This is a genomic window from Streptomyces sp. CNH189, assembly GCF_000527195.1.
This window is the reverse complement of sequence record NZ_AZUS01000002.1, coordinates 473951-495067: the sequence shown is the minus strand read 5'-3', so window position 1 is coordinate 495067 and position 21117 is coordinate 473951. Positions and strand designations below refer to the sequence as shown.

Here is a 21117-nt window from a genome sequence, read left to right as displayed (position 1 = left end):
CCCCCGCCTCGCCACACCCCAGCCGACCACCCGCCCTCCCTGAACCCCCCGCGGCCCCGGATCCCACTCCGGGGCTGTACAGCCGCTACGCGCGTAGATATGCTCGTCTGGTGACCATGCCCACCACTGCACCCCACGCTCTGAGCGACGTCACCGCGTCCGACAGCACGCTGCGCCGGTTCCTCCACGGGCTGCCCGGCGTCGACGCGGTCGGTCTGGAGGCGCGTGCCGCCTCCCTCGGCACCCGCTCGATCAAGACGACCGCGAAGGCGTACGCCATCGACCTCGCCATCTCGATGGTCGACCTGACGACGCTGGAAGGCGCGGACACCCCGGGCAAGGTCCGGGCGCTCGGCGCGAAGGCGGTCCACCCCGACCCGACCGACCGCACCACGCCCGCCACGGCCGCGGTCTGCGTCTATCCCGACATGGTGGCCACGGCGAAGAAGGCCGTCGCCGGCTCCACCGTCAAGGTCGCCTCGGTCGCCACCGCGTTCCCGGCCGGCCGCGCCCCGATCGCCGTCAAGCTGGCGGACGTCCGCGAGGCCGTCGCGGCCGGCGCGGACGAGATCGACATGGTCATCGACCGCGGCGCGTTCCTCGCGGGCAACTACATGAAGGTGTACGACGAGATCATCGCCGTGAAGGAGGCCTGCGGGACGAGCGCCCGCCTGAAGGTCATCTTCGAGACCGGCGAGCTGTCGACGTACGACAACATCCGCCGCGCGAGCTGGCTCGGCATGCTGGCCGGGGCGGACTTCATCAAGACCTCGACCGGCAAGGTCGCGGTCAACGCGACCCCCGCGAACACCCTCCTGATGCTGGAGGCGGTCCGCGACTTCCGCGCCCAGACCGGCGTCCAGGTCGGTGTGAAGCCGGCCGGCGGCATCCGCACCAGCAAGGACGCGATCAAGTTCCTGGTCCTGGTCAACGAGACCGCGGGCGAGGACTGGCTGGACAACCACTGGTTCCGCTTCGGCGCCTCCTCGCTGCTGAACGACCTGCTGCTGCAGCGGCAGAAGCTGGCCACCGGCCGCTACTCCGGCCCCGACTACGTGACGGTGGACTGATCACCATGGCACCTGTATTCGACTACGCCCCGGCGCCCGAGTCCCGCTCGGTCGTCGACATCGCCCCGTCCTACGGCCTGTTCATCGACGGCGAGTTCACCGAGGCGGCCGACGGCAAGGTCTTCAAAACCGTCTCCCCCTCCTCCGAGGAGGTGCTCTCCGAGGTCGCCGAGGCCGGTGAGGCCGACGTGGACCGCGCGGTGCGCGCGGCCCGCAAGGCGTTCGAGAAGTGGTCCGCGCTGCCCGGCTCGGAGCGCGCGAAGTACCTCTTCCGCATCGCCCGCATCATCCAGGAGCGCAGCCGCGAGCTGGCCGTCCTGGAGACCATGGACAACGGCAAGCCGATCAAGGAGACCCGCGACGCGGACCTCCCCCTGGTCGCCGCGCACTTCTTCTACTACGCGGGCTGGGCCGACAAGCTGGAGCACGCCGGCTACGGCGCGAACCCGAAGCCGCTGGGCGTCGCGGGCCAGGTCATCCCCTGGAACTTCCCGCTCCTGATGCTGGCGTGGAAGATCGCCCCGGCGCTCGCGACCGGCAACACGGTCGTCCTGAAGCCCGCCGAGACCACGCCCCTCTCCGCCCTCTTCTTCGCGGACATCTGCCGCCAGGCGGGCCTGCCCAAGGGCGTCGTCAACATCATCACCGGTGACGGCCGCGCCGGAGCCGCGCTGATCGCCCACCCCGACGTGAACAAGGTCGCCTTCACCGGCTCGACCGCCGTCGGCAAGGAGATCGCGCGCACGGTCGCGGGCACCCGCAAGAAGCTCACCCTCGAACTGGGCGGCAAGGGCGCGAACATCGTCTTCGACGACGCCCCGATCGACCAGGCCGTCGAGGGCATCGTCAACGGCATCTTCTTCAACCAGGGCCAGGTCTGCTGCGCGGGCTCGCGCCTGCTGGTCCAGGAGTCGATCCACGACGAGCTCCTTGACTCCCTCAAGCGCCGGCTGTCCACGCTGCGCCTCGGCGACCCGCTGGACAAGAACACCGACATCGGCGCGATCAACTCCGCGGAGCAGCTGGCCCGGATCACCGCGCTGGCCGAGCAGGGCGAGGCGGAGGGCGCCGAGCGCTGGTCCCCGGCCTGCGAACTCCCGGAGAACGGCTACTGGTTCGCCCCGACGCTGTTCACCGGCGTCACCCAGGCGCACACCATCGCCCGGGACGAGATCTTCGGCCCGGTGCTGTCGGTGCTGACCTTCCGCACGCCCGACGAGGCGGTCGCCAAGGCCAACAACACGCCGTACGGCCTGTCGGCGGGCATCTGGACCGAGAAGGGCTCGCGGATCCTGGCGGTGGCGAACAAGCTGCGCGCGGGCGTGATCTGGTCCAACACGTTCAACAAGTTCGACCCGACCTCGCCGTTCGGCGGTTACAAGGAGTCGGGCTTCGGCCGCGAGGGCGGCCGCCACGGCCTGGAGGCGTACCTCGATGTCTGACAAGCCCGAGAAGACCGAGAAGATCGACAAGTCCGGGAGGACCGAGCGCCTCTCCGTCTTCAAGACCTACAAGCTGTACGTCGGCGGGAAGTTCCCGCGTTCCGAGAGCGGCCGGGTGTACGAGGTGACTGACGCCAAGGGCAAGTGGCTGGCCAACGCACCGCAGTCGTCCCGCAAGGACGCCCGTGACGCGGTGGTCGCGGCCCGCAAGGCGTTCGGTGCCTGGTCCGGCGCGACGGCGTACAACCGCGGCCAGATCCTCTACCGGATCGCCGAGATGCTGGAGGGCCGCCGCGACCAGTACGTCGCGGAGGTCGCCGACGCCGAGGGTCTGTCGAGGTCCAGGGCGGCGGCGCAGGTGGACGCGGCGATCGACCGCTGGGTCTGGTACGCGGGCTGGACCGACAAGATCGCCCAGGTGGTCGGCGGCGGCAACCCGGTCGCGGGCCCGTTCTTCAACCTCTCCTCCCCGGAGCCGACCGGGGTCGTGACCGTCCTGGCCCCGCAGGAGTCGTCGTTCCTCGGCCTGGTCTCGGTCGTGGCACCCGTCATCGCCACCGGCAACACGGCCGTGGTGATCGCGAGCGAGCGGTCTCCGCTCCCCGCCCTCTCCCTCGGTGAGGTGCTGGCCACGTCCGACCTGCCGGGCGGTGTGGTCAACATCCTCTCCGGCCGTACGGCGGAGATCGCCGCGCCGCTCGCCGCGCACCAGGACGTCAACGCGATCGACCTCGCGGGCGCCGACGAGGTGCTGGCGAAGGAGCTGGAGATCGCGGCGGCGGACAACCTGAAGCGCGTTCTCCGTCCACAGCCTGTGGACGACTGGTCGGCGACGCCCGGCACGGACCGTATGACGGCCTTCCTGGAGACCAAGACGGTCTGGCACCCGACGGGCTCCCTGGGCGCGTCGGGCTCCGCCTACTGACCGGCCACCCCGCGCTGCCGGTCCTTGGCCCCCTTGAAGACGGCCGCGGCTCATCCGTCCGGAGGAGCCGCGGCCGTCTTCGAGCACCGCCGACCGGGTGCGGCACGGCGTCCGTCACGGCGATCAACCGGTGCGGCACGGCGTCCGTCACCGGCGATCAACCCGTTCGAAAGGCCCGCGTCACGGCGCTCGGCGTCCCGTGGGGCCGTAGCCGAGCTCGGTGGCCTCGGTGATCGGGCCGGCCTCGGTGACACACGACAGCCACCCGCGCGGGGGACCCGCTTCCTGCCTCCCCGTCACCCCGAGGCCAGCTGCTCCGCTATCTCACTGATCCAGCCCGCGGTCTTCGCCGGGTCGTCCAGGGTCTGCGCCCACGCCTCAGGATCCAGCTTGTGGTCGGTGGGGCCCGCCTTGAGAGCGATGAGGAGGGCCCTCGCGGATTCCCGCATTTCGAGCGTCGTGTCGCCGCTGCCGGGGATGCCGGGGCCCGCCGCCAGAGCATAGATCTCGCGCGCCATGGCTTGGCGTTCGCCCTTCGACACCTTCTTCCAGAACGTCAGGGCGTGTTTCAGCGAGTCACCGCGGGATGCGGCCTTCTCCGGGGTCTCGCCCTCCGGCGCCCAGCGTTCGGGGTGGCGTTTCTCCTCGTAGCGCTTCGTGGCCGCGCGGAGCGCCTTGTACAGGGTGACGCCGAGAACGAGGCCGGCGCCGGCCCCGGCGAGGCCCCACCCGACCGGGTTGCTCGCCAGCCCGGCCGTTCCCGCCGCGACCGCCGTCACGACGCCGGCCGCGGCCTTGGTGGATTCGCCCACCGCGCCGCCGACCGTCTCCTTGCCGATCTTGGTGAGCTGCTTCCTCTTCGCGTACTCCTGCGCCCTGCTCAGCCTCTCCGCTTCCCTGTCTCTCTTCCGCTCCGCGTGCTGGATGCTCTCGGCGGCGTCACGGACCTCACTCATTGCCTCCCAGGCGGCGTCGATGGCCTCGGCAACGAGCTCCAGCCGTTCCTCACCCTCGTGGTCCCAGTAGGCGTCCAGCGCGACGTACGCCTCCGCCGCGGCCCACTCGGCCTGTTCCCGCGACTCGTTCAGCCGGGCCAATGACGCCACCTGGACGAGGCGGGGGTCTCCGAGCTCCTTCACCTGCTTGTACTTGCGGGCCGCTCCCCCGACACGGAAGGCCGCCCGTACGCCCTTGACCGCGCCGACGGAAGCGCTGGCGATACCGCTCGCTTCGGACGACATCGCGGCGTCCGCCGCTTTCCGGACCTTGGTCACCTCTTTGGCGATGGCGGCGCTGTAGCTTCCCGAACCGGCGGCGCCGATGACCGCGTCGGTCCCCTTGGTCCTGGCCTTCTTCCGCGCCGTGTGGTGCGCGGCCCCGGTCCGGTGCGTCTTGGCGGCCTTCAGGTTCTTGTACGCGTCCATGCCGCTGACCAGGGTGCCGGTGGCCTCCGTGAGGAGGTTCCCCGACGCGGCGGAGACCCCCGAGGCGGCGGCGGAGTGCTTCAGGCCCTCGTTGGCCGTGGCCGCGGCCTGCTGGGTGAAGCCCGCGTTGACGGGGGTCTGGGCTCCCTTGACGAAGGTGTCGATGGGCTCGAGATTCTTCTTGAACCTGTCCAGGAGGGCGGCGATCCGGTCGCGATAGTTCTTCTTCGCCCCGGCGGACGCGTCACCGTTGCCCGGCGCCTTCCCCTTGTCCGCGTTCCTGGCGCGCTGCACCGCCGCTGTCGTGGCCCGGTTGCCGGCGCTGGACTGCAGCCGGAGGAGGGCGTGCCCCACCGGGTCCCGGGGCGGGCTCCCGGCCCGGAACCCGTCCTGACGCTGCCGAACCGGTGTCAGGACGGCCGCGGACTGCCGTGCCGAAGTGCGGTGGGCCGGGGTGCTCATGGACGTACCTTTCCTGCGGCCGGGCGGGGCGAGGCAAAGCTAGCCGGGCGCGGCCAACGGAACGGGTACCGCGGGAGAACTCCAGGGGGATGCTCAGCCCCTCAGCGCGTCCGTCACCCGCCCCGCCGCCGGGATGCTGCCGACCGACTCCGCCTGGGCGACCGGGCCGGTCAGCTCGCGCGAGTCCAGCCCGCGGAAGTCGGCGACCTGCGTGGCGACGCCGTTGTCGAGCGGGTCCACGCCCGTGCCGGCGAGCGGGTTGGGCTTGAGGTCCGCGACCGTCCCCACGACCTGCCCGGGGTCGTCGGGCAGCACGTTCGCCTCCGCGGCGGACGCGGCCGCCGCCCCGACGCCGAGCGCCACGCCCGCCGTCGCGAGAACGGCCATGCCGCGCCGGACGGCCGGCGTCCTCGGTGCCTTGTGTCGGGCCATCGCTGTGCCACCTCATGACTTCGCAGGGTCAACGGTCCGACGCGCAGCGTAGTTGAGATGTGAGCCGTGCTTCAAAGTGGCCCCCACGGGTCGTACGCCACCCGAACGATGCGTCACACTGGTGTCCCGTGAGTTCCCAGTCGCCCATATCCGCGCGAGTCGTGCTGCTCTGCGGCCCCTCCGGCTCCGGCAAGTCCCTCGTCTCGGCCCGCTCCGGCCTTCCGGTGCTGCGCCTGGACGACTTCTACAAGGAGGGCGACGACCCGACGCTGCCGCTGGTGGCGGGCACCTCCGACATCGACTGGGACGACCCGGCCTCCTGGGACGCGGACACCGCCGTCGCCGCGATCGAACGGCTGTGCAGGACCCGGAGCACCGAGGTGCCGGTCTACGACATCTCCCTGAGCGCCCGTACGGGTGAGACGACCGTCGACATCGGCGGGACGCCCCTGTTCATCGCCGAGGGCATCTTCGCCGCGGAGATCGTCGACCGCTGCCGTGAGCGGGGGCTGCTGGCCGACGCGCTGTGCCTGAGCCGCGGTCCGGTGCGCACGTTCCGGCGCCGGTTCCTGCGGGATCTGAAGGAGGGCCGTAAGTCGGTGCCGTTCCTGCTGCGCCGCGGCTGGCGGCTGATGCGGCTGGAGCGGTCGATCATCGCCCGTCAGACGGCGCTGGGCGCGTACGCCTGCGACCGCGAGGAAGCGCTGACCCGCATGGCCGCGGCGGCGGTGGCCGGACGACCGGCGCCCACGCGCACGCCGTGACGGCACGAAAAAGCGGGACCGCTTGACGGGCCCCCCGGCCCCGCAGTCCCGCTGTTTCCGCACCCCCCGTGGTGCTCCCCCTCCTGTCCCCCCGCGGATCCCCCGATCCCCGTTTCCCGCGGTGACGCCCCCCGGCGTCCTCGCGGTTCCCCCGTGCCGTACTCCCGGGCCCCCCGGCCCGGGAGTCCCCCGATCCCCCGATCCCCCGGTTCCCCGTTGTTCCCCCGAACCTCAGGCGACGAGCTCGCCGAAGGCGTTCTCCTCGTCACGGCCGAAGCTGAGGACCTCGTCCTCGCGCAGCCGGCGGAGCGACCGCCAGATGCTCGACTTCACCGTGCCGACACTGATGTTGAGGATGTCCGCGATCTCCGGGTCCGTGCGGCCCTCGTAGTAGCGCAGGACCAGCATGGTGCGCTGGAGCTCGGGCAGCCGGGCCAGCGCCTGCCACAGCACGGCACGCAGCTCGGTGCCGCGCATCGCGTCCGTGTCACCGGCCGTCTCCGGCAGTTCCTCGGTCGGGTACTCGTTCAGCTTGCGGCGGCGCCACGCGCTGATGTGCAGGTTGGTCATGGTGCGGCGGAGGTACCCGCCGACCGCCGCCTTGTCGCTGATCCGGTCCCACGCCCGGTAGGTCGAGAACAGCGCACTCTGCAGCAGGTCCTCGGCCTCGAAACGGTCACCGGTCAGGTGGTAGGCGGTGGCGTACAGGGAGGCGCGGCGCTCCTGGACGTAGGCGGTGAACTCCACCTCGCTCAGCGAACGGCGCTCCCCCGAGCCCTCCCCGTACGCGGTTCCCCCGTTGTCGTCCCCCGTGGACGCGTCAACCACCGTCATGATCGCGGTGTGCTGACGCCCGGTGCCGCGAGCGCACCCCCGCATGCCCGCGGCACCGGACTTCTCGGAACCCCGGTGCACGTCGTGCAGACGCGTGACCACTGCGCTGGTGCTGGTGCCGTGCAGCGTGTTCATCTCGCGCCCCCCGTCGTGGAGTTCCGGTGTTCTGCCGTGCGTTGTGCTGTGCCGAAAAGCTTGCCGCGCCACTTTCATGGCCGTGTCCGCCGACTGTCACAGACGTGTCACAGGGGTCGGTCACCGTGACGGCACGGTTCCTTCACACCTCTCCGCGTACGAAAGCGGCACGTATCCGGCCCCAAGGGGCACGAGCCGCCCACGGGTCGTACTGGGAGCCCTCCATGGGCCAGAATGAGCCCGTGCCTTCCCTGTTGCTGATCGAGGACGACGACGCCATCCGCACGGCCCTGGAGCTCTCACTGACGCGCCAGGGTCATCGCGTGGCGACCGCTGCCAGTGGTGAGGACGGTCTGAAGCTGTTGCGTGAGCAGCGGCCCGATCTGATCGTGCTGGACGTGATGCTGCCGGGCATCGACGGCTTCGAGGTGTGCCGTCGCATCCGGCGCACCGACCAGCTGCCGATCATCCTGCTGACCGCGCGCAACGACGACATCGACGTCGTGGTCGGCCTGGAGTCCGGCGCCGACGACTACGTCGTCAAGCCCGTGCAGGGCCGGGTGCTCGACGCCCGGATCCGCGCGGTGCTGCGGCGCGGGGAGCGGGAGTCCAGCGACTCGGCGACCTTCGGCAGCCTCGTCATCGACCGTTCGGCGATGACGGTGACGAAGAACGGCGAGGACCTCCAGCTGACGCCGACCGAACTGCGGCTGCTCCTCGAGCTGAGCCGGCGGCCCGGACAGGCGCTGTCCCGCCAGCAGTTGCTGCGGCTGGTGTGGGAGCACGACTACCTGGGCGACTCGCGTCTGGTGGACGCCTGCGTCCAGCGGCTGCGGGCCAAGGTCGAGGACGTGCCGTCGTCCCCGACGCTCATCCGTACCGTCCGTGGTGTCGGCTACCGGCTGGACCCGCCTCAGTGACACGGGAGCACCAAGGGGACAGCCGCGGTTGGTTCGCGGCACGCAAGGGAGTCTGGTCACGGCTGCGCTTCACCAGCCTGCGGCTGCGTCTGGTCGTGGTGTTCGGCCTGGTCGCGCTGACGGCGGCGGTGTCCGCGTCGGGAATCGCGTACTGGCTGAACCGTGAGTCGGTGCTGACCCGCACGCAGGACGCGGTGCTGCGCGACTTCGAGAAGGAGATGCAGAACCGCGCGGGCGCGCTGCCCGAGCACCCCGCGCACGACGAACTGCAGCGCACGGCCGGGCAGATGGCGAACAGCAGCCAGCGCTTCACGGTGCTGCTGGTCGCCGAGAACCCCGAGGGCCAGACCGTGTACGGCAGTTCGGGCGGGCTGAACGGCTTCTCGCTGGGGGACGTGCCGGAGGCGCTGCGTGAGGCGGTGACCGAGCAGCAGCAGATCACCGACGGCAACAAGTACCCGCACCACCTGTACTGGCAGCGGATCGTGGAGGACGACACCCCGTACCTGGTGGCGGGGACCCGGCTGATCGGCGGCGGCACCACCGGCTACATGCTGAAGTCCCTCGCGCCGGAGGCCAAGGACCTCGGCTCGCTGGCCTGGTCGCTGGGGATCGCCACCGGGCTGGCGCTGATAGGCAGCGCGCTGCTCGCGCACGCCGCCGCGACCACCGTGCTCAAGCCGGTACAGCGGCTGGGGACGGCCGCCCGCCGACTCGGCGAGGGCAAGCTGGACACCCGCCTGAGGGTGTCCGGCACCGACGAACTGGCCGATCTGTCCCGGACGTTCAACAAGGCCGCCGAGGCGCTGGAGAAACGGGTGGCCGACATGGCGGCGCGGGACGAGGCGTCCCGCAGGTTCGTCGCGGACATGAGCCACGAGCTGCGCACACCGCTGACCGCGATCACCGCGGTGACGGAGGTCCTGGAGGAGGAGCTGGAGTTCGAGGGCGGCGGTATCGACCCGATGATCCAGCCCGCGGTCCGGCTGGTGGTGAGCGAGACCCGGCGGCTGAACGACCTGGTGGAGAACCTGATGGAGGTCACCCGCTTCGACGCGGGCACCGCCCGGCTGGTCCTCGACGACGTCGACGTCGCCGACCAGATCACCGCCTGCATCGACGCGCGCGCCTGGCTGGACGCGGTGGACCTGGACGCCGAGCGCGGCATCCACGCCCGGATCGACCCGCGCCGCCTCGACGTCATCCTCGCCAACCTCATCGGCAACGCCCTCAAGCACGGCGGTTCGCCGGTGCGGGTGTCGGTGCGGGAGGTCCCCGCGACGGGCACGGCGGACGCGGACGGCACGGACCATGTGAGCGGCACCGTGGTGATCGAGGTGCGGGACCACGGTCCCGGTATCCCCGAGGAGGTCCTGCCGCACGTCTTCGACCGTTTCTACAAGGCCAGCGCCTCCCGGCCGCGGTCCGAGGGCAGCGGTCTGGGGCTGTCCATCGCGCTGGAGAACGCCCACATCCACGGCGGTGGGATCACGGCGGCGAACTCGCCCGAGGGCGGTGCCGTCTTCACCCTGCGGCTGCCCCGGGACGTGTCCGCGACGGACTCCGAGGGGGAGGCCGGCGACGCCGGTGACGAGGGCGCCGAGGGGGACGCCTGATGAACGGACGACGGAGGACGGCCCTGCGGGCCGCCGTGGGGCTCGCGGCGCTGGGCGCGCTGCTGTCCGGCTGCGGCATCCGGGCCACCGAGGTGCCGACCGACTTCGGCCCGGCGCCGTCACGGGTGGGCTGCTCGCTGGGCGAGCCGGAGGGGGCGGGACGGGCCGCGCGGGGACTGCCGGTGCAGGTGTTCCTGGTGTGCGGGTCGTCGCTGGTGGCCGTGGACCGCGAGGTGCGGGTGACGGACGGGGCGGCGGACGCGCGCCGCGTGCTGGTCGCCCAGGGGCTGCTGGACGAGCTGACGCGGGAGCCGACGGCCGCCGAGCGGGAGGCCGGGTACACCACACGGGTGCGGGCGGGGACGACCGTGACCGGACCGCGCGCCGGTGACCCGGAGGACACGCTGCGGCTGAGCCTGCCGCCGGCCGCCCTGTCGTCCACCGCGCTGGCACAGGTCGTGTGCACCTTCTCCGACTCGGCGGCGGCCGAGGGCAACGGCTCGGTGATCCTGGGCGGCCCCGACGACAGCCGGCCGCGCCGCTACCGGTGCACGGACGAGGTGCGGTCCCGTCCTGCGGCCGGACGGCCACCCTCGGCCGAGGCCACCGGAAGCTGACCGGCGCGCGCCGGGCGGGGGCGGCGCCGCAGTGTGGCGCATGCCTCAGCGGTTGAACGGGTGACTTCCCGGAACCGCTCGCGGCGCACGTCGCGTCTTGGGTGGCGTGCAGCGTCAAGGCGTCATCGGCGGCACCGCCGCGTCCCGTATCCGTGCGACCGGAGGCTTTCTCCTGGCCGCACACCTCGCGTTCGTCGCCTGGTACACGCTGCGCCCCCTGGACGTTCCCTGGGTGATGCCCGCCAATCTGACGCCGTTCGACGGGATCCGCGCCGACTTCGCGCTGGGCTGGACCACGGGACTGCGCCGCACCGGCGAGGCGATGGCGCTGCTGGCGCCGCTGGGCGTGCTGCTGCCGATGGCCGGGGGCCGGCCGGCCGTGTCCCGGCTGGGCTCGCTGATCCGCACCATGGCGGCGACGGCCCTGGTGTCGCTGGCCGTGGAGCTCGCGCAGACGGCGGTGCCTGGCCAGGTGGTGGATGTCGATTCGCTGCTGCTGAACACGGCGGGCGCGGCGCTCGCCCACGCCGCCGTGGTGCCCGCGGGACGTGCCTGGCTACGCCGCGGGGCGGACCGGACTCCGGGGGCGGCCGTCCTCCGGGAGGAGCCCCCTCAGGGGAGGACCCCGACGATTCCCAGGGTCGGGATCGCCCCATGGAGCGACGCTTTGCCCCCTTCGTCTCCGTAGTGTGGAGGTACGGAGGCAGCCGGACGGGATGCCTCGCACCGTTCACGAAGGAGTCGCGATGAGCAGCCTCGCCCGCCCCACCGACGACCGCATGATCGGCGGTGTCTGCGCCGGGCTGGCCCGGCGGTTCGGCACCTCCGCGAAGACGATGCGTGTCGTGTTCCTGGTCTCGTGCCTGCTCCCGGGCCCGCAGTTCCTGCTGTACCTGGCGCTGTGGATCCTGTTGCCCTCGGAGGACAAGGCCCGCGCGGCCTGGTAGGGCGGCCCGCGCGGCGCCCTCACCCCCGAGGCGCCGTACGACGCCGGCCTCCCCGTCCCTGCGCGGCATCATCTCCCTGAGGCCTCGCGCGGGGCCGTGCACCTCCGAGCACGCCGATGGGGCGCGACCCGTTACCGGGTGCGCCCCATCGGCCCGTCGCCGGCCGGGAAGGTCAGCGGCTGCCCAGCGGGATGCCGTTGACGTTGACGCCCTGGCCCGGCACCGCCTCCAGCGGCAGACCGCCGAGGAGACCGGCGCCCGGCACCTTGGAGCCCAGCTCGTCGACGACCGGCTTGGCGGTCCCGAGGCCCTTGCCGGCCGCGTCCTGGCCCACCGACAGCGCCTGGGCCGGACCCGCCAGCGGGGCGGACGCCTGATCGGCCGGCAGGGCCTGGGTGACGGTGTCCAGGGCCGGGGCGTCCGGCAGCGCCGGGGCCGCCTGGGCGGCACCCGCGCCGACGGCGGCGAAGGCGGCACCGAGAGCGGCGACACCGAGGGTCTTGACAGCAGACTGCTTCATGAAAGGCGTCCTCGAAATGGGATACGGGGATGTGAGCGGTGCTGTGACCGTAATCAGGCGTCCCCTCCGCCGCAAACATCGAAATGCGGACGGTTGGTGAAAGCGTTGCGCGTTCACCTTTCCCAGCGACGCCCTATTCAGCCCTCCGTCAGGGAAGAACCGCTGGTGGAAGCGGTCTGACGGAACAGCCATTCGGATTTCAGCTCGGCGTATCCGGGCTTGATGACGTCATTGATCATGGCCAGGCGTTCATCGAAAGGAATGAAAGCCGACTTCATCGCATTGACGGTGAACCACTGCATGTCGTCGAGCGTGTATCCGAATGCGTCGACCAGGTGCTCGAACTCCCGGCTCATGCTGGTGTGGGACATCAAGCGGTTGTCCGTGTTGACGGTGGCCCGGAAGTGCAGCCGCCGCAGCAGCCCGATGGGGTGCTCGGCGTACGAGGCGGCGGCGCCGGTCTGCAGGTTGGAACTGGGGCACAGCTCCAGCGGGACGCGCTTGTCCCGGACGTAGGCGGCGAGCCGGCCGAGCTCCACGGTGCCGTCGTCGCGGACCTGGACGTCGTCGATGATCCGCACCCCGTGCCCGAGCCGGTCGGCGCCGCACCACTGCAGCGCCTGCCAGATGGACGGCAGCCCGAACGCCTCCCCGGCGTGGATCGTGAAGTGGTTGTTCTCCCGCTTCAGGTACTCGAAGGCGTCGAGGTGCCGGGTGGGCGGGTAGCCGGCCTCGGCGCCCGCGATGTCGAAGCCGACGACGCCGAGGTCCCGGTGGCGGTTGGCGAGTTCGGCGATCTCCAGCGCGCGGGCGGCGTGCCGCATGGCGGTGAGCAGGGCGCCGACGCGGATGCGGTGGCCGTTCTCCCTGGCCCGCCGTTCGCCCTGGCGGAAGCCCTCGTTGACGGCCTCGACGACCTCCTCCAGGGTGAGCCCGCGGTCGAGATGCTGTTCGGGCGCGTACCGCACCTCGGCGTAGACGACGCCGTCCTCGGCGAGGTCCTCGGCACACTCGGCGGCCACCCGGACCAGGGCGTCACGGGTCTGCATGACCCCCACGGTGTGCGAGAACGTCTCCAAATACCGCTCCAGGGAACCGGAGTCGGCGGCCTGGTGGAACCACAGGGCGAGCTTGTCGGGATCGGTGTGCGGAAGGTCGGTGTAGCCCGTCTCCCGGGCCAGGTCGACGACGGTGCCGGGGCGCAGTCCGCCGTCGAGGTGGTCGTGCAGCAGAACCTTGGGCGCCCGGCGGATCTGGTCCGTGGTCGGGGCGTTCGCGATGGTCTGGCTCGTCATTTCCGCACCATAACTCCTACGCGCGTAGATCACCCGGTGCGCGCGGGCGCCGATACGGAACGGTGACCGCACGGAGGGGTCGCGTTCGCCGCCCCTTCTGAGAATGTTCTGTCATGGCACAGCAAGCGACGCCGGTCCGCACGGCCCGGCTGGGGAGGGCGCTCGGCGCGGAGCCGACGACGGTGAGCGGAGTGCTGCTGCTGCTCCCGAACGGCGAGGAGGCATCCGCCCGCAGACCGTCGCCGATGAGGGCGGCCGTCTCGGTACGCGGCCTGGGGCGCCGGCTGGCCCGCGCGGGACGGGAGCAGCACCTGGCCACCCATGTCGTCCACTACCGCTACCGCGGCTGGAACGGCGACGAGGCGCATCTCGCGCACGACGCCGCCTGGGCCGCCGACGAGGCCGTACGGCGCTACGGGGACGTCCCCGTCTGTCTGGCCGGCCTCGGCATGGGCGGCAGGGCGGCCCTGCGCGCGGCCGGCCACGAGGCCGTCAACTCCGTGGTGGCGCTGGCCCCCTGGCTGCCCGAGGAGGACGGGACGGCACCACCCGAACCGGTGAAACAACTGGCCGGGCGGCGCGTGCTGATCGTGCACGGCACGAACGACGCGCGCACCGACCCCGAGCTGTCGTTCCGGCTGGCGGCGCGGGCGAAGAAGGCGAACCGGGAGGTGTGCCGGTTCGAGGTGCACGCCGACGGCCACGGGTTGAGCCAGTACCGGGAGGAAGTGCTGGCGCTGGCCGAGGACTTCGTCATGGGTGTGCTGTTCGGGCGGGCGTTCTCCCGTCCCGTGCAGGACGCCCTGGCGGCGCCGCCTCCGCTGGGCCTGCGGATGCCGCTGGCGGCCGGCTTCGGCAAGTCGCTGCGGCGGTAGGGGCGGACGCGCACGGCTCCGCTCCCTCACGGGGCCCGCGGTCATGTGCGCGGGTCCGCGGCCGCGTGCACGGGGCCGTACTCATCCCGGCAGCAGACTGCCCCGCCTCGACAGCAGGAACCTCTTGAACGCCGCCACCGGGGGCGTGTCCGGGCGGCCCGCCGGCCAGGCCACGCCGATCTCGCGGGCGGCCCGGGGGGCCGTCACCGTCAGCTCCACCACTCCGGGGCGGGGGAACGGGGGCGGGGGCAGCAGGGCGACGCCCAGGCCGGCCGCGACCAGGCCGCGCAGGGTCTCGGCCTCCTCGCCCTCGAAGGCGATGCGCGGGGCGAAACCCGCCCGCGCGCACAGGTCGTCGGTGATGCGGCGCAGCCCGTAACCGGGTTCCAGGGTCACGAACGTCTCGTCGGCGGCCTCCGCGAGACGGACCCGGCGGCGGCCCGCGAGGCGGTGGTCGGCGGGGACGACCAGGCGCAGCTTCTGCTCGTCGAGGCGGCGGGCGACGAGGTCGGGGGCGTCCGGCACCGGCGAGGTCAGGCACAGGTCCAGCTCGCCCGCGCGCAGGCCCTCCAGCATGGCCTCGCCGTGGTTCTGGACCAGGCTGAAGCGGATGCGCGGATGGTCGGCGCGGAAGGCGTGCAGCAGCCCCGGCACGGTCTCGGCGCCCATGGTGTGCAGGAAGCCGAAGGCGACCTTGCCGGTGGCCGGGTCGGCGTCGGCGCGGACCTCCTCGGCGGCGCGTCCGATCTCGTCCAGGGCGCGGTCGACGGAGGCGAAGAAGGTACGGCCCGCGGGGGTGAGGGAGACGGTGCGGCCGTGCCGGGCGAACAGGTCGACACCCAGGTCCTCCTCCAGGCGGACCAGCGCGCGGGAGAGGGTGGACTGCGGCACCTGCATCTCCTGGGCGGCCCGGGTGACGTGCTCGGTGCGGGCCACCCCGGCGAAGTGGGCGAGGCGGGGCGCGAGCAGCCGGGCCATCTCTTCTCTGTCTCGTATGTCACCGGACTGTGACAGGCGACCGTGCGACCTCTGCTGATGCTCCATGGGAACGATTATGGCGATTCCATGCATTGGACGGATGATCGGAGACCTCCGTACGTTCGAGGCATGACTCCCGCCAGTACCGGGGCGTCCACCCGTGTGGACGCCGTCGCTCCCGTTCCCGCCGCCCAGCCGTCCGCCGAGGACACCCGGATGTCCCCGGGCGGTCCCGGTTACCGCCGGATGAGTCTCGCCCTGTTCCTCGCGGGCGTCGCGACCTTCGCGCTCCTCTACTCCACCCAGGCCCTGCTGCCGCTGGTCTCCGGCGACTTCGCGGTCAGCGCGAGCGACGCGAGCTGGACGGTGTCGGCGGCGACCGGCGGTCTGGCGCTGTTCGTGCTGCCGATGAGCGCCCTGTCCGAGCGGTTCGGGCGGCGCACGGTCATGACGGCGTCGCTGGCCGTCGCGGTGACCCTCGGGCTGCTGGTGCCGTTCGCCCCGTCGCTCGGGGCGCTGGTGGCGCTGCGGGCGCTGCAGGGCGCGGCGCTGGCCGGGCTGCCCGCCTCGGCGACGGCGTACCTCGCGGAGGAGGTCACGCCGAAGGCGCTGGTGACGGCGATCGGGCTGTTCGTGGCCGGCAACAGCGTCGGCGGGATGAGCGGCCGGGTGATCACCGGCTGGGTGGCGCAGGAGTGGGGCTGGCGCGTCGCCGTGGCGGTGATCGGGCTGGTCGCGGTGGCCTGCGCGGTGGCCTTCCGGCTGCTGCTGCCGGTGCCGCGGCACTTCACGCCGGGGTCGCTCGCGCCGCGTGTGCTGGCCGGCACGGTCCGCCGCCACCTGGCGAACCCGCTGCTGCGGCGGCTGTTCGCGATCGGCGCACTGTTCATGACGGTGTTCGGCGGCGTGTACACGGTCATCGGGTACCGGCTGACCGAGGCGCCGTTCTCGCTGCCGCAGGGCGTCGCCGGGTCGGTGTTCCTGGTGTACCTCGTGGGCACGGTGTCGGCCTCCGCGGCCGGACGGCTGGTGGGCCGGCTGGGCCGCCGGGGCGCCCTCTACGCGGGCGGCGGGACCACCGCGGCCGGGCTGCTGCTGTCGCTGGCCGGGTCGCTGCCGCTGGTGCTGCTGGGTCTGGTGCTGATCACGGCCGGCTTCTTCGCGGGGCACGCGGTGGCGTCGTCGGCGGTGGGCAGGACCGCGACGGAGGGCCGGGCGCAGGCGGCCGCGCTGTACCAGTCCGCGTACTACATCGGGTCGAGCGCCGGCAGCACGGTGGGGGCGCTGGCCTTCCACGCGGGCGGCTGGGCCGGGACGGTGGCGGTCGGGCTGGTCGCGGTGGCGGGCGTCGCGGCGATCACCCTGGCCGGGACCCGGGCGGCGGCGCGGGCCGGGGAGGCCGCTCCCGCCTGACGGCCGGGCCGGGGCGCGCGCCCGGCCGGTCCGCACCACCCTTCACCTGCGGATTCGTCCACTCGGGGGGCCGTTGTCAGTGGGCTGCGGTAGCTTCCGAGGTGGTGGGCGCGACGGCGCGCCGCCATGAGGCCGCTTGGGGTGGGTGGACGATGACGAACGGCACGGCGACGACGGACCTGGACGCCACGCTGGAGCAGTACCGGGTCGAGCTGACCGGGTACTGCTACCGGATGCTCGGCTCGTCCTTCGAGGCCGAGGACGCGGTGCAGGACACGATGATCCGTGCCTGGCGCAGCCTCGACAAGTTCGAGGGCCGTTCCAGCCTCCGCTCCTGGCTCTACCGCATCGCGACGAACGTCTGCCTGGACATGCTGTCCGCGGGCAACAAGCGCGCCCGCCCGATGGACCTCACGGAGTCGACGCCGCTCGCGCGGGCCGCCCTCTCGCCCCGCCCCGACCACACCTGGCTGGAGCCGATGCCGGACGACCGGGTGCTGCCCACGCCCGCCGACCCCGCGGAGGCCGCGGTCGCCAAGGAGTCCGTGCGGCTCGCGTTCATGGCGGCACTCCAGCAACTGCCCGCCAAGCAGCGGGCGGTGCTGATCCTGCGCGAGGTGCTGGCCTGGAAGGCGAGCGAGGTCGCCGAGCTGCTCGGCACGTCGGTCGCGTCGGTCAACAGCGCCCTGCAGCGCGCCCGGGCCACGCTGGCCGAGCGCAGGCAGCCGGGCGAGGACGCGGCGGTCTCCGACCCGCTGGACGAGGACCAGAAGAAACTGCTCGACCGCTATGTCGCCGCCTTCGAGGGGTACGACATGTCGGCGCTGACCGAGCTGCTGCACGAGGACGCCATCATGACGATGCCGCCGTTCGACCTGTGGCTGACCGGCGCCGACGACATCACGGGCTTCATCACGACGCTGGGCGCCCCGTGCGCCGGCTCCCGGCTGGTGCCGGTGCGGGTCAACGGCCTGCCCGGGTTCGCGCAGTACAAGCCCGACCCGGAGAACGGCGGTTTCGTCCCGTGGGCGATCCAGGCGCTGGAGATCTCAGACGGCCGGATCACCGGGTTCCACTGCTTCCTGGACACCCAGCGGTGGTTCCCGCTGTTCGGGCTGCCCCTCCGTCTCGAAGCGGAGACCGACGAGGTCGAGCAGGGCGCATAGCGCGGGGGAAGGGTCCCGCAGCCGTATCCGCCCGCCGGCCCGGCGGGCGGTGAGCTGCAGCCGGGCCAGCAGGTTCACGGCGGCCAGGCCCGGCGGCCCCAGCCCGGCCACGTCGCACACCACCACGGCGCCGCGTCCCCCGCCGTCCAGCAGGGTGCGCAGCGCCTCGCACGGCCCGCTCACCTCGTCCGTGGTGAGAGGGCCGCTGAGCACGAGCACGGGCGGTGTCATGGCGTCCACGAGCGGTAGACCGGCGGGGCGCCGGTAACTCATCGCGTGGCGCCGAGGATCACATTGACCTGGGCACGGCCCTCCCCGGAGGGTTGGCTGTATGCGCCACAGATCATCGCCGCCCCTGGTGTCCGGTGCCCTTCACCACCAGGGGGAGGCGCCGTGCAGGGGGTGCTGAGCGGGTTCCTGGTGATCGCCGTCGTCATCGGCGTCGGCTACCTCATCGGCCGCCGGGGGGATCTGGGCGCCCAGGGACGTGAGGTCCTGACCAGGCTGGCGTTCCATGTGGCGTCCCCGGCGCTGCTGTTCACCACGCTCGCCCGCGCCGACCTGTCCGTGGTGTTCTCCGGCCGCCTGCTGGTCACCGCGCTGAGCACGGCGGCCGTGGCGGGCGTCTTCGTCGCGGTGGGCGTGGCGCGCGGCTGGGGCGTGGGCCGCACCACCATCGGTGCCCTGTGCTCCAGCTACGTCAACTCCGGCAACCTGGGCATCCCCATCGCGGTGTACGTGCTGGGGGACGCCTCGCTGGTGGCGCCGGTGCTGCTGTTCCAGCTGGTCGGGGTCACGCCGATCGCGCTGACGATCCTGGACCTGTCGACGGCGGGCGGGAAGCTGCCCCTGTGGCGCCGGCTGCTGACCCCACTGCGCAATCCGATCGCGCTGGGGTCGCTGGCGGGGGTGGCGGTGTCGGCGGCTGGGGTGGAGATACCCGGGCCGGTCTGGGACCCGGTGCAGCTGATCGGCAACATGGCCGTGCCCGCCGTGCTCCTCGCCTTCGGCATCTCGCTGCGGGGCAGCACCCTGCCGCTGCGCGGCGGCGACCGGGGGGCCGTGCTGCTGGCCGTGGGGCTGAAGGCGGTGGGCCAGCCGCTGGCCGCCTGGGCGCTGGCGGTGGGCGTGTTCGGCCTGCGCGGGGCGCATCTGCTGGACGTGGTGGTGACCTCGGCCCTCCCGGCCGCCCAGAACCTCTACACGTACGCGAGCAGCTACAACGTCGGCGAGCGCCTGGCCCGCGAGACGATCCTCGTCTCGACGGCGCTCTCGGTCCCGGTCCTGGTGGCGGTGGCGGCGGTGCTGGGGTGATCAGGCCCTGGGGAACTCTGCGGTGTCGATGACGAGGTCGAAGGGGGCCGGGAGCTCGATCGGCTCGCCGAACTTCACACTCTTCAGCGGCCGGTAGACGTCGTCCTTCGGTTCCCCGCAGAACGTCACGGTCGGGCGTCGGGGGCCCAGGCGTCGACCAGCAGGTAGAGGGAATCCCGGCGGCCGCGTAAGCGGCAGGCTTGCTGACGCGGTCGTGGCGGGCGTTCGACTTCGAGGTGACCTCAACGACCAGCTCGGCCAAGGCGGCGGGGATGTGGGTCTCGGACTCGGTGTGGTCCCGCCTGGGAGCGACTACAAGATCCGGGATGAGCATGCCCATGCGTGACGGTACGGCGAACGCCAGCGTCTGAAAGATCCCCCAGTCCGGCGGGATCACTGAGTAAAGGCGCCGCTGAATACTTTCAGCGATCAGGTTGTGGCGATACGCGGGAGCGGGTGACACGGTGACGATCCCCTCGATGATCTCCACCTTGCTGCCCTCGGGCCACTCCATCTCCTCCCAGAACCGGACGAGGTCGTCCCAGCTCTGCTCGGGGGCCTGGCTCACGGTGAGTGCGCTCACGGCGGTCGCCTATCGGTACGTCGCCGAGTACAGCATGACGAACGGGACCGGCAGGGGTCCACCGGTCCCGTTCACCCGAAAGGAGAAAGCGCAGGTCAGGCGATACGCTCCAGGACCACCGGCGTGGCGGTGAAGTCCGCGCCGGAGCCGATGTCGAAGGAACCCTCCAGGGACTGGAGCGCGTAGTCGAAGCGGTCCGGGGTGTCGGTGTGGAGGGTGAGGAGGGGCTGGCCCTCCGTCACGCGGTCGCCGGGCTTGGCGTGCATCTCCACGCCCGCGCCCGCCTGCACCGGGTCCTCCTTGCGGGCGCGGCCCGCGCCGAGGCGCCAGGCGGCGACGCCGACGTCGTAGGCGTCCAGGCGGGTCAGGACGCCGGAGGACGGGGCCTTGACGACGTGCTGCTCGCGGGCCACCGGGAGCTCCGCGTCCGGGTCGCCGCCCTGGGCGCTGATCATGCGGCGCCAGACGTCCATCGCGGAGCCGTCGGCGAGGGCCTTCACCGGGTCGGCGTCACGGATGCCGGCCGCCTCCAGCATCTCGCGGGCCAGCGCAATGGTCAGCTCGACGACGTCCGCCGGGCCGCCGCCCGCGAGGACCTCGACGGACTCGCGGACCTCCAGCGCGTTGCCGGCGGTCAGGCCGAGCGGGGTGGACATGTCGGTGAGCAGGGCGACCGTCCGCACGCCGGAGTCGGTGCCGAGGCCCACCATGGTCGAGGCCAGCTCGCGGGCGTCCTCGACCGTCTTCATGAAGGCGCCGGAGCCGACCTTGACGTCCAGGACCAGGGAGCCGGTGCCCTCGGCGATCTTCTTCGACATGATCGAGGAGGCGATCAGCGGGATCGCCTCGACGGTGCCGGTGACGTCGCGCAGGGCGTAGAGCTTCTTGTCGGCGGGGGCGAGACCGTCACCGGCCGCGCAGATCACCGCGCCGACGCCGTCCAGCACGGACAGCATCTCCTCGTTGGAGAGCAGGGCACGCCAGCCGGGGATCGACTCCAGCTTGTCGAGGGTGCCGCCGGTGTGGCCGAGGCCGCGGCCGGAGAGCTGCGGGACGGCGGCGCCGCAGGCGGCGACGAGGGGCGCCAGCGGGAGGGTGATCTTGTCGCCGACGCCGCCGGTGGAGTGCTTGTCCGCGGTGGGGCGGGACAGGGACGAGAAGTCCATGCGCTCGCCGGAGGCGATCATCGCGGCGGTCCAGCGGGCGATCTCGCGCCGGTCCATGCCGTTGAGCAGGATCGCCATGGCGAGGGCCGACATCTGCTCGTCGGCCACCTCCCCGCGGGTGTACGCGTCGATGACCCAGTCGATCTGCTCGTCGGTGAGTTCGCCGCGGTCCCGCTTGGTGCGGATGACGGAGATGGCGTCCATGGCCATGGCTGGCGT

At 72.3% G+C, this 21117-nt stretch carries 21 protein-coding genes and 1 pseudogene; 13 read left to right on the top strand and 9 right to left on the bottom strand.

The annotated features are described in order from the left end of the window. The first annotated feature begins 116 nt into the window (after nucleotides 1–116). From deoC to B100_RS0105190, 3 genes are read left to right on the top strand one after another with little or no spacing between them, the layout of a single operon-like run. Nucleotides 117–1070: a deoxyribose-phosphate aldolase gene (gene deoC, locus B100_RS0105200; RefSeq protein ID WP_024883381.1), complete on the top strand. Its 954-nt coding sequence runs from the start codon at nucleotides 117–119 to the stop codon at nucleotides 1068–1070. A 5-nt stretch (nucleotides 1071–1075) separates the two neighbouring features. Continuing rightward, the gene (locus B100_RS0105195; protein ID WP_024883380.1) at nucleotides 1076–2512 is read left to right on the top strand and encodes an aldehyde dehydrogenase family protein; all 1437 of its coding nucleotides are present in this window, start codon (nucleotides 1076–1078) and stop codon (nucleotides 2510–2512) included. Next, nucleotides 2505–3437, top strand: a complete 933-nt coding sequence (locus B100_RS0105190; RefSeq protein WP_024883379.1) for an aldehyde dehydrogenase family protein — start codon at nucleotides 2505–2507, stop codon at nucleotides 3435–3437. The genes B100_RS0105195 and B100_RS0105190 overlap by 8 nt, the downstream gene beginning before the upstream one ends. A gap of 296 nt (nucleotides 3438–3733) precedes the next feature. On the opposite strand, the gene B100_RS0105185 is transcribed toward B100_RS0105190, so the two are convergent. Together B100_RS0105185 and B100_RS0105180 are read right to left on the bottom strand one after the other, a co-directional pair. Next, nucleotides 3734–5323 carry a hypothetical protein gene (locus B100_RS0105185; protein ID WP_024883378.1) on the bottom strand — a complete coding sequence of 530 codons (1590 nt, stop codon included), beginning with the start codon at nucleotides 5321–5323 and terminating at the stop codon, nucleotides 3734–3736. 93 nt (nucleotides 5324–5416) lie between these two features. Next, nucleotides 5417–5755: a hypothetical protein gene (locus tag B100_RS0105180; protein ID WP_024883377.1), complete on the bottom strand. Its 339-nt coding sequence runs from the start codon at nucleotides 5753–5755 to the stop codon at nucleotides 5417–5419. 59 nt (nucleotides 5756–5814) lie between these two features. On the opposite strand from B100_RS0105180, the gene B100_RS0105175 reads away from it, so the two are divergent. Beyond that, nucleotides 5815–6519 carry a uridine kinase gene (locus tag B100_RS0105175; protein ID WP_078540727.1) on the top strand — a complete coding sequence of 235 codons (705 nt, stop codon included), beginning with the start codon at nucleotides 5815–5817 and terminating at the stop codon, nucleotides 6517–6519. 231 nt (nucleotides 6520–6750) lie between these two features. Here B100_RS0105175 and B100_RS0105170 read toward each other — a convergent pair whose 3' ends face one another. After that, nucleotides 6751–7488, bottom strand: a complete 738-nt coding sequence (locus B100_RS0105170; RefSeq protein WP_024883375.1) for a SigE family RNA polymerase sigma factor — start codon at nucleotides 7486–7488, stop codon at nucleotides 6751–6753. Between the two features lie 242 nt (nucleotides 7489–7730). Between B100_RS0105170 and afsQ1 the strand changes: the two genes are divergently transcribed. From afsQ1 to B100_RS0105145, 5 genes are all read left to right on the top strand, one after another. Next, nucleotides 7731–8408, top strand: a complete 678-nt coding sequence (gene afsQ1 / locus B100_RS0105165; RefSeq protein WP_024883374.1) for a two-component system response regulator AfsQ1 — start codon at nucleotides 7731–7733, stop codon at nucleotides 8406–8408. Next, nucleotides 8405–10024 carry a sensor histidine kinase gene (locus B100_RS0105160; RefSeq protein ID WP_024883373.1) on the top strand — a complete coding sequence of 540 codons (1620 nt, stop codon included), beginning with the start codon at nucleotides 8405–8407 and terminating at the stop codon, nucleotides 10022–10024. The genes afsQ1 and B100_RS0105160 overlap by 4 nt, the downstream gene beginning before the upstream one ends. Beyond that, on the top strand, nucleotides 10024–10641 hold the full coding sequence (locus tag B100_RS0105155; RefSeq protein WP_024883372.1) for a hypothetical protein: 618 nt from the start codon (nucleotides 10024–10026) through the stop codon (nucleotides 10639–10641). The genes B100_RS0105160 and B100_RS0105155 overlap by 1 nt, the downstream gene beginning before the upstream one ends. Before the next feature lie 106 nt (nucleotides 10642–10747). Further along, complete coding sequence (locus tag B100_RS0105150) at nucleotides 10748–11329, top strand: VanZ family protein (protein ID WP_024883371.1); 582 nt, start codon at nucleotides 10748–10750, stop codon at nucleotides 11327–11329. A 58-nt stretch (nucleotides 11330–11387) separates the two neighbouring features. Further along, the gene (locus tag B100_RS0105145) at nucleotides 11388–11588 is read left to right on the top strand and encodes a PspC domain-containing protein (protein ID WP_006133381.1); all 201 of its coding nucleotides are present in this window, start codon (nucleotides 11388–11390) and stop codon (nucleotides 11586–11588) included. Nucleotides 11589–11760: 172 nt separating this feature from the next. Here the strand turns inward: B100_RS0105145 and B100_RS0105140 are convergent, their stop codons facing one another. Next, nucleotides 11761–12108: a hypothetical protein gene (locus tag B100_RS0105140; protein ID WP_024883370.1), complete on the bottom strand. Its 348-nt coding sequence runs from the start codon at nucleotides 12106–12108 to the stop codon at nucleotides 11761–11763. Between the two features lie 137 nt (nucleotides 12109–12245). Next, complete coding sequence (locus tag B100_RS0105135) at nucleotides 12246–13403, bottom strand: adenosine deaminase (protein WP_024883369.1); 1158 nt, start codon at nucleotides 13401–13403, stop codon at nucleotides 12246–12248. Nucleotides 13404–13516: 113 nt separating this feature from the next. Here B100_RS0105135 and B100_RS0105130 point away from each other — a divergent pair, with 113 nt between their 5' ends. Continuing rightward, entirely contained in the window at nucleotides 13517–14278 is a 762-nt protein-coding gene (locus tag B100_RS0105130) for an alpha/beta hydrolase (protein ID WP_024883368.1), read from the top strand. 81 nt (nucleotides 14279–14359) lie between these two features. Here B100_RS0105130 and B100_RS0105125 read toward each other — a convergent pair whose 3' ends face one another. After that, nucleotides 14360–15322: a LysR family transcriptional regulator gene (locus B100_RS0105125; protein ID WP_037722426.1), complete on the bottom strand. Its 963-nt coding sequence runs from the start codon at nucleotides 15320–15322 to the stop codon at nucleotides 14360–14362. 63 nt (nucleotides 15323–15385) lie between these two features. On the opposite strand from B100_RS0105125, the gene B100_RS0105120 reads away from it, so the two are divergent. Continuing rightward, a complete protein-coding gene (locus B100_RS0105120; RefSeq protein WP_024883366.1) occupies nucleotides 15386–16669 on the top strand; it encodes an MFS transporter in 1284 nt (427 codons plus the stop codon). A gap of 152 nt (nucleotides 16670–16821) precedes the next feature. Continuing rightward, nucleotides 16822–17835 (top strand): sigma-70 family RNA polymerase sigma factor, encoded by a 1014-nt coding sequence (locus B100_RS0105115; protein ID WP_024883365.1) that lies wholly within the window; start codon nucleotides 16822–16824, stop codon nucleotides 17833–17835. On the opposite strand, the gene B100_RS35285 is transcribed toward B100_RS0105115, so the two are convergent. Next, entirely contained in the window at nucleotides 17719–18066 is a 348-nt protein-coding gene (locus tag B100_RS35285; protein ID WP_486585586.1) for an STAS domain-containing protein, read from the bottom strand. The two genes, B100_RS0105115 and B100_RS35285, sit on opposite strands and share 117 nt — an antisense overlap. Nucleotides 18067–18228: 162 nt before the next feature. Between B100_RS35285 and B100_RS0105105 the strand changes: the two genes are divergently transcribed. After that, nucleotides 18229–19149 carry an AEC family transporter gene (locus tag B100_RS0105105; RefSeq protein ID WP_024883363.1) on the top strand — a complete coding sequence of 307 codons (921 nt, stop codon included), beginning with the start codon at nucleotides 18229–18231 and terminating at the stop codon, nucleotides 19147–19149. Here B100_RS0105105 and B100_RS33675 read toward each other — a convergent pair. Both B100_RS33675 and B100_RS0105090 read right to left on the bottom strand, forming a co-directional pair. After that, a pseudogene (locus B100_RS33675) lies at nucleotides 19150–19732 on the bottom strand (Uma2 family endonuclease). 95 nt (nucleotides 19733–19827) lie between these two features. Continuing rightward, the gene (locus B100_RS0105090) at nucleotides 19828–21102 is read right to left on the bottom strand and encodes a thymidine phosphorylase (RefSeq protein WP_024883362.1); all 1275 of its coding nucleotides are present in this window, start codon (nucleotides 21100–21102) and stop codon (nucleotides 19828–19830) included. Nucleotides 21103–21117 lie beyond the last annotated feature (15 nt).

Bases quoted from the DNA above. Each gene is read 5' to 3' on its own strand.
- B100_RS0105185 (WP_024883378.1), bottom strand. From the start codon at position 5,323: ATGAGCACCCCGGCCCACCGCACTTCGGCACGGCAGTCCGCGGCCGTC.
- B100_RS0105145 (WP_006133381.1), top strand. From the start codon at position 11,388: ATGAGCAGCCTCGCCCGCCCCACCGACGACCGCATGATCGGCGGTGTC.
- B100_RS0105140 (WP_024883370.1), bottom strand. From the start codon at position 12,108: ATGAAGCAGTCTGCTGTCAAGACCCTCGGTGTCGCCGCTCTCGGTGCC.
- B100_RS0105180 (WP_024883377.1), bottom strand. From the start codon at position 5,755: ATGGCCCGACACAAGGCACCGAGGACGCCGGCCGTCCGGCGCGGCATG.
- B100_RS0105190 (WP_024883379.1), top strand. From the start codon at position 2,505: ATGTCTGACAAGCCCGAGAAGACCGAGAAGATCGACAAGTCCGGGAGG.
- deoC (WP_024883381.1), top strand. From the start codon at position 117: ATGCCCACCACTGCACCCCACGCTCTGAGCGACGTCACCGCGTCCGAC.
- B100_RS0105090 (WP_024883362.1), bottom strand. From the start codon at position 21,102: ATGGACGCCATCTCCGTCATCCGCACCAAGCGGGACCGCGGCGAACTC.
- B100_RS0105120 (WP_024883366.1), top strand. From the start codon at position 15,386: ATGACTCCCGCCAGTACCGGGGCGTCCACCCGTGTGGACGCCGTCGCT.
- B100_RS0105155 (WP_024883372.1), top strand. From the start codon at position 10,024: ATGAACGGACGACGGAGGACGGCCCTGCGGGCCGCCGTGGGGCTCGCG.
- B100_RS0105130 (WP_024883368.1), top strand. From the start codon at position 13,517: ATGGCACAGCAAGCGACGCCGGTCCGCACGGCCCGGCTGGGGAGGGCG.
- B100_RS0105135 (WP_024883369.1), bottom strand. From the start codon at position 13,403: ATGACGAGCCAGACCATCGCGAACGCCCCGACCACGGACCAGATCCGC.
- B100_RS0105170 (WP_024883375.1), bottom strand. From the start codon at position 7,488: ATGAACACGCTGCACGGCACCAGCACCAGCGCAGTGGTCACGCGTCTG.
- B100_RS0105125 (WP_037722426.1), bottom strand. From the start codon at position 15,322: ATGGAGCATCAGCAGAGGTCGCACGGTCGCCTGTCACAGTCCGGTGAC.
- B100_RS0105115 (WP_024883365.1), top strand. From the start codon at position 16,822: ATGACGAACGGCACGGCGACGACGGACCTGGACGCCACGCTGGAGCAG.
- B100_RS0105195 (WP_024883380.1), top strand. From the start codon at position 1,076: ATGGCACCTGTATTCGACTACGCCCCGGCGCCCGAGTCCCGCTCGGTC.
- B100_RS35285 (WP_486585586.1), bottom strand. From the start codon at position 18,066: ATGACACCGCCCGTGCTCGTGCTCAGCGGCCCTCTCACCACGGACGAG.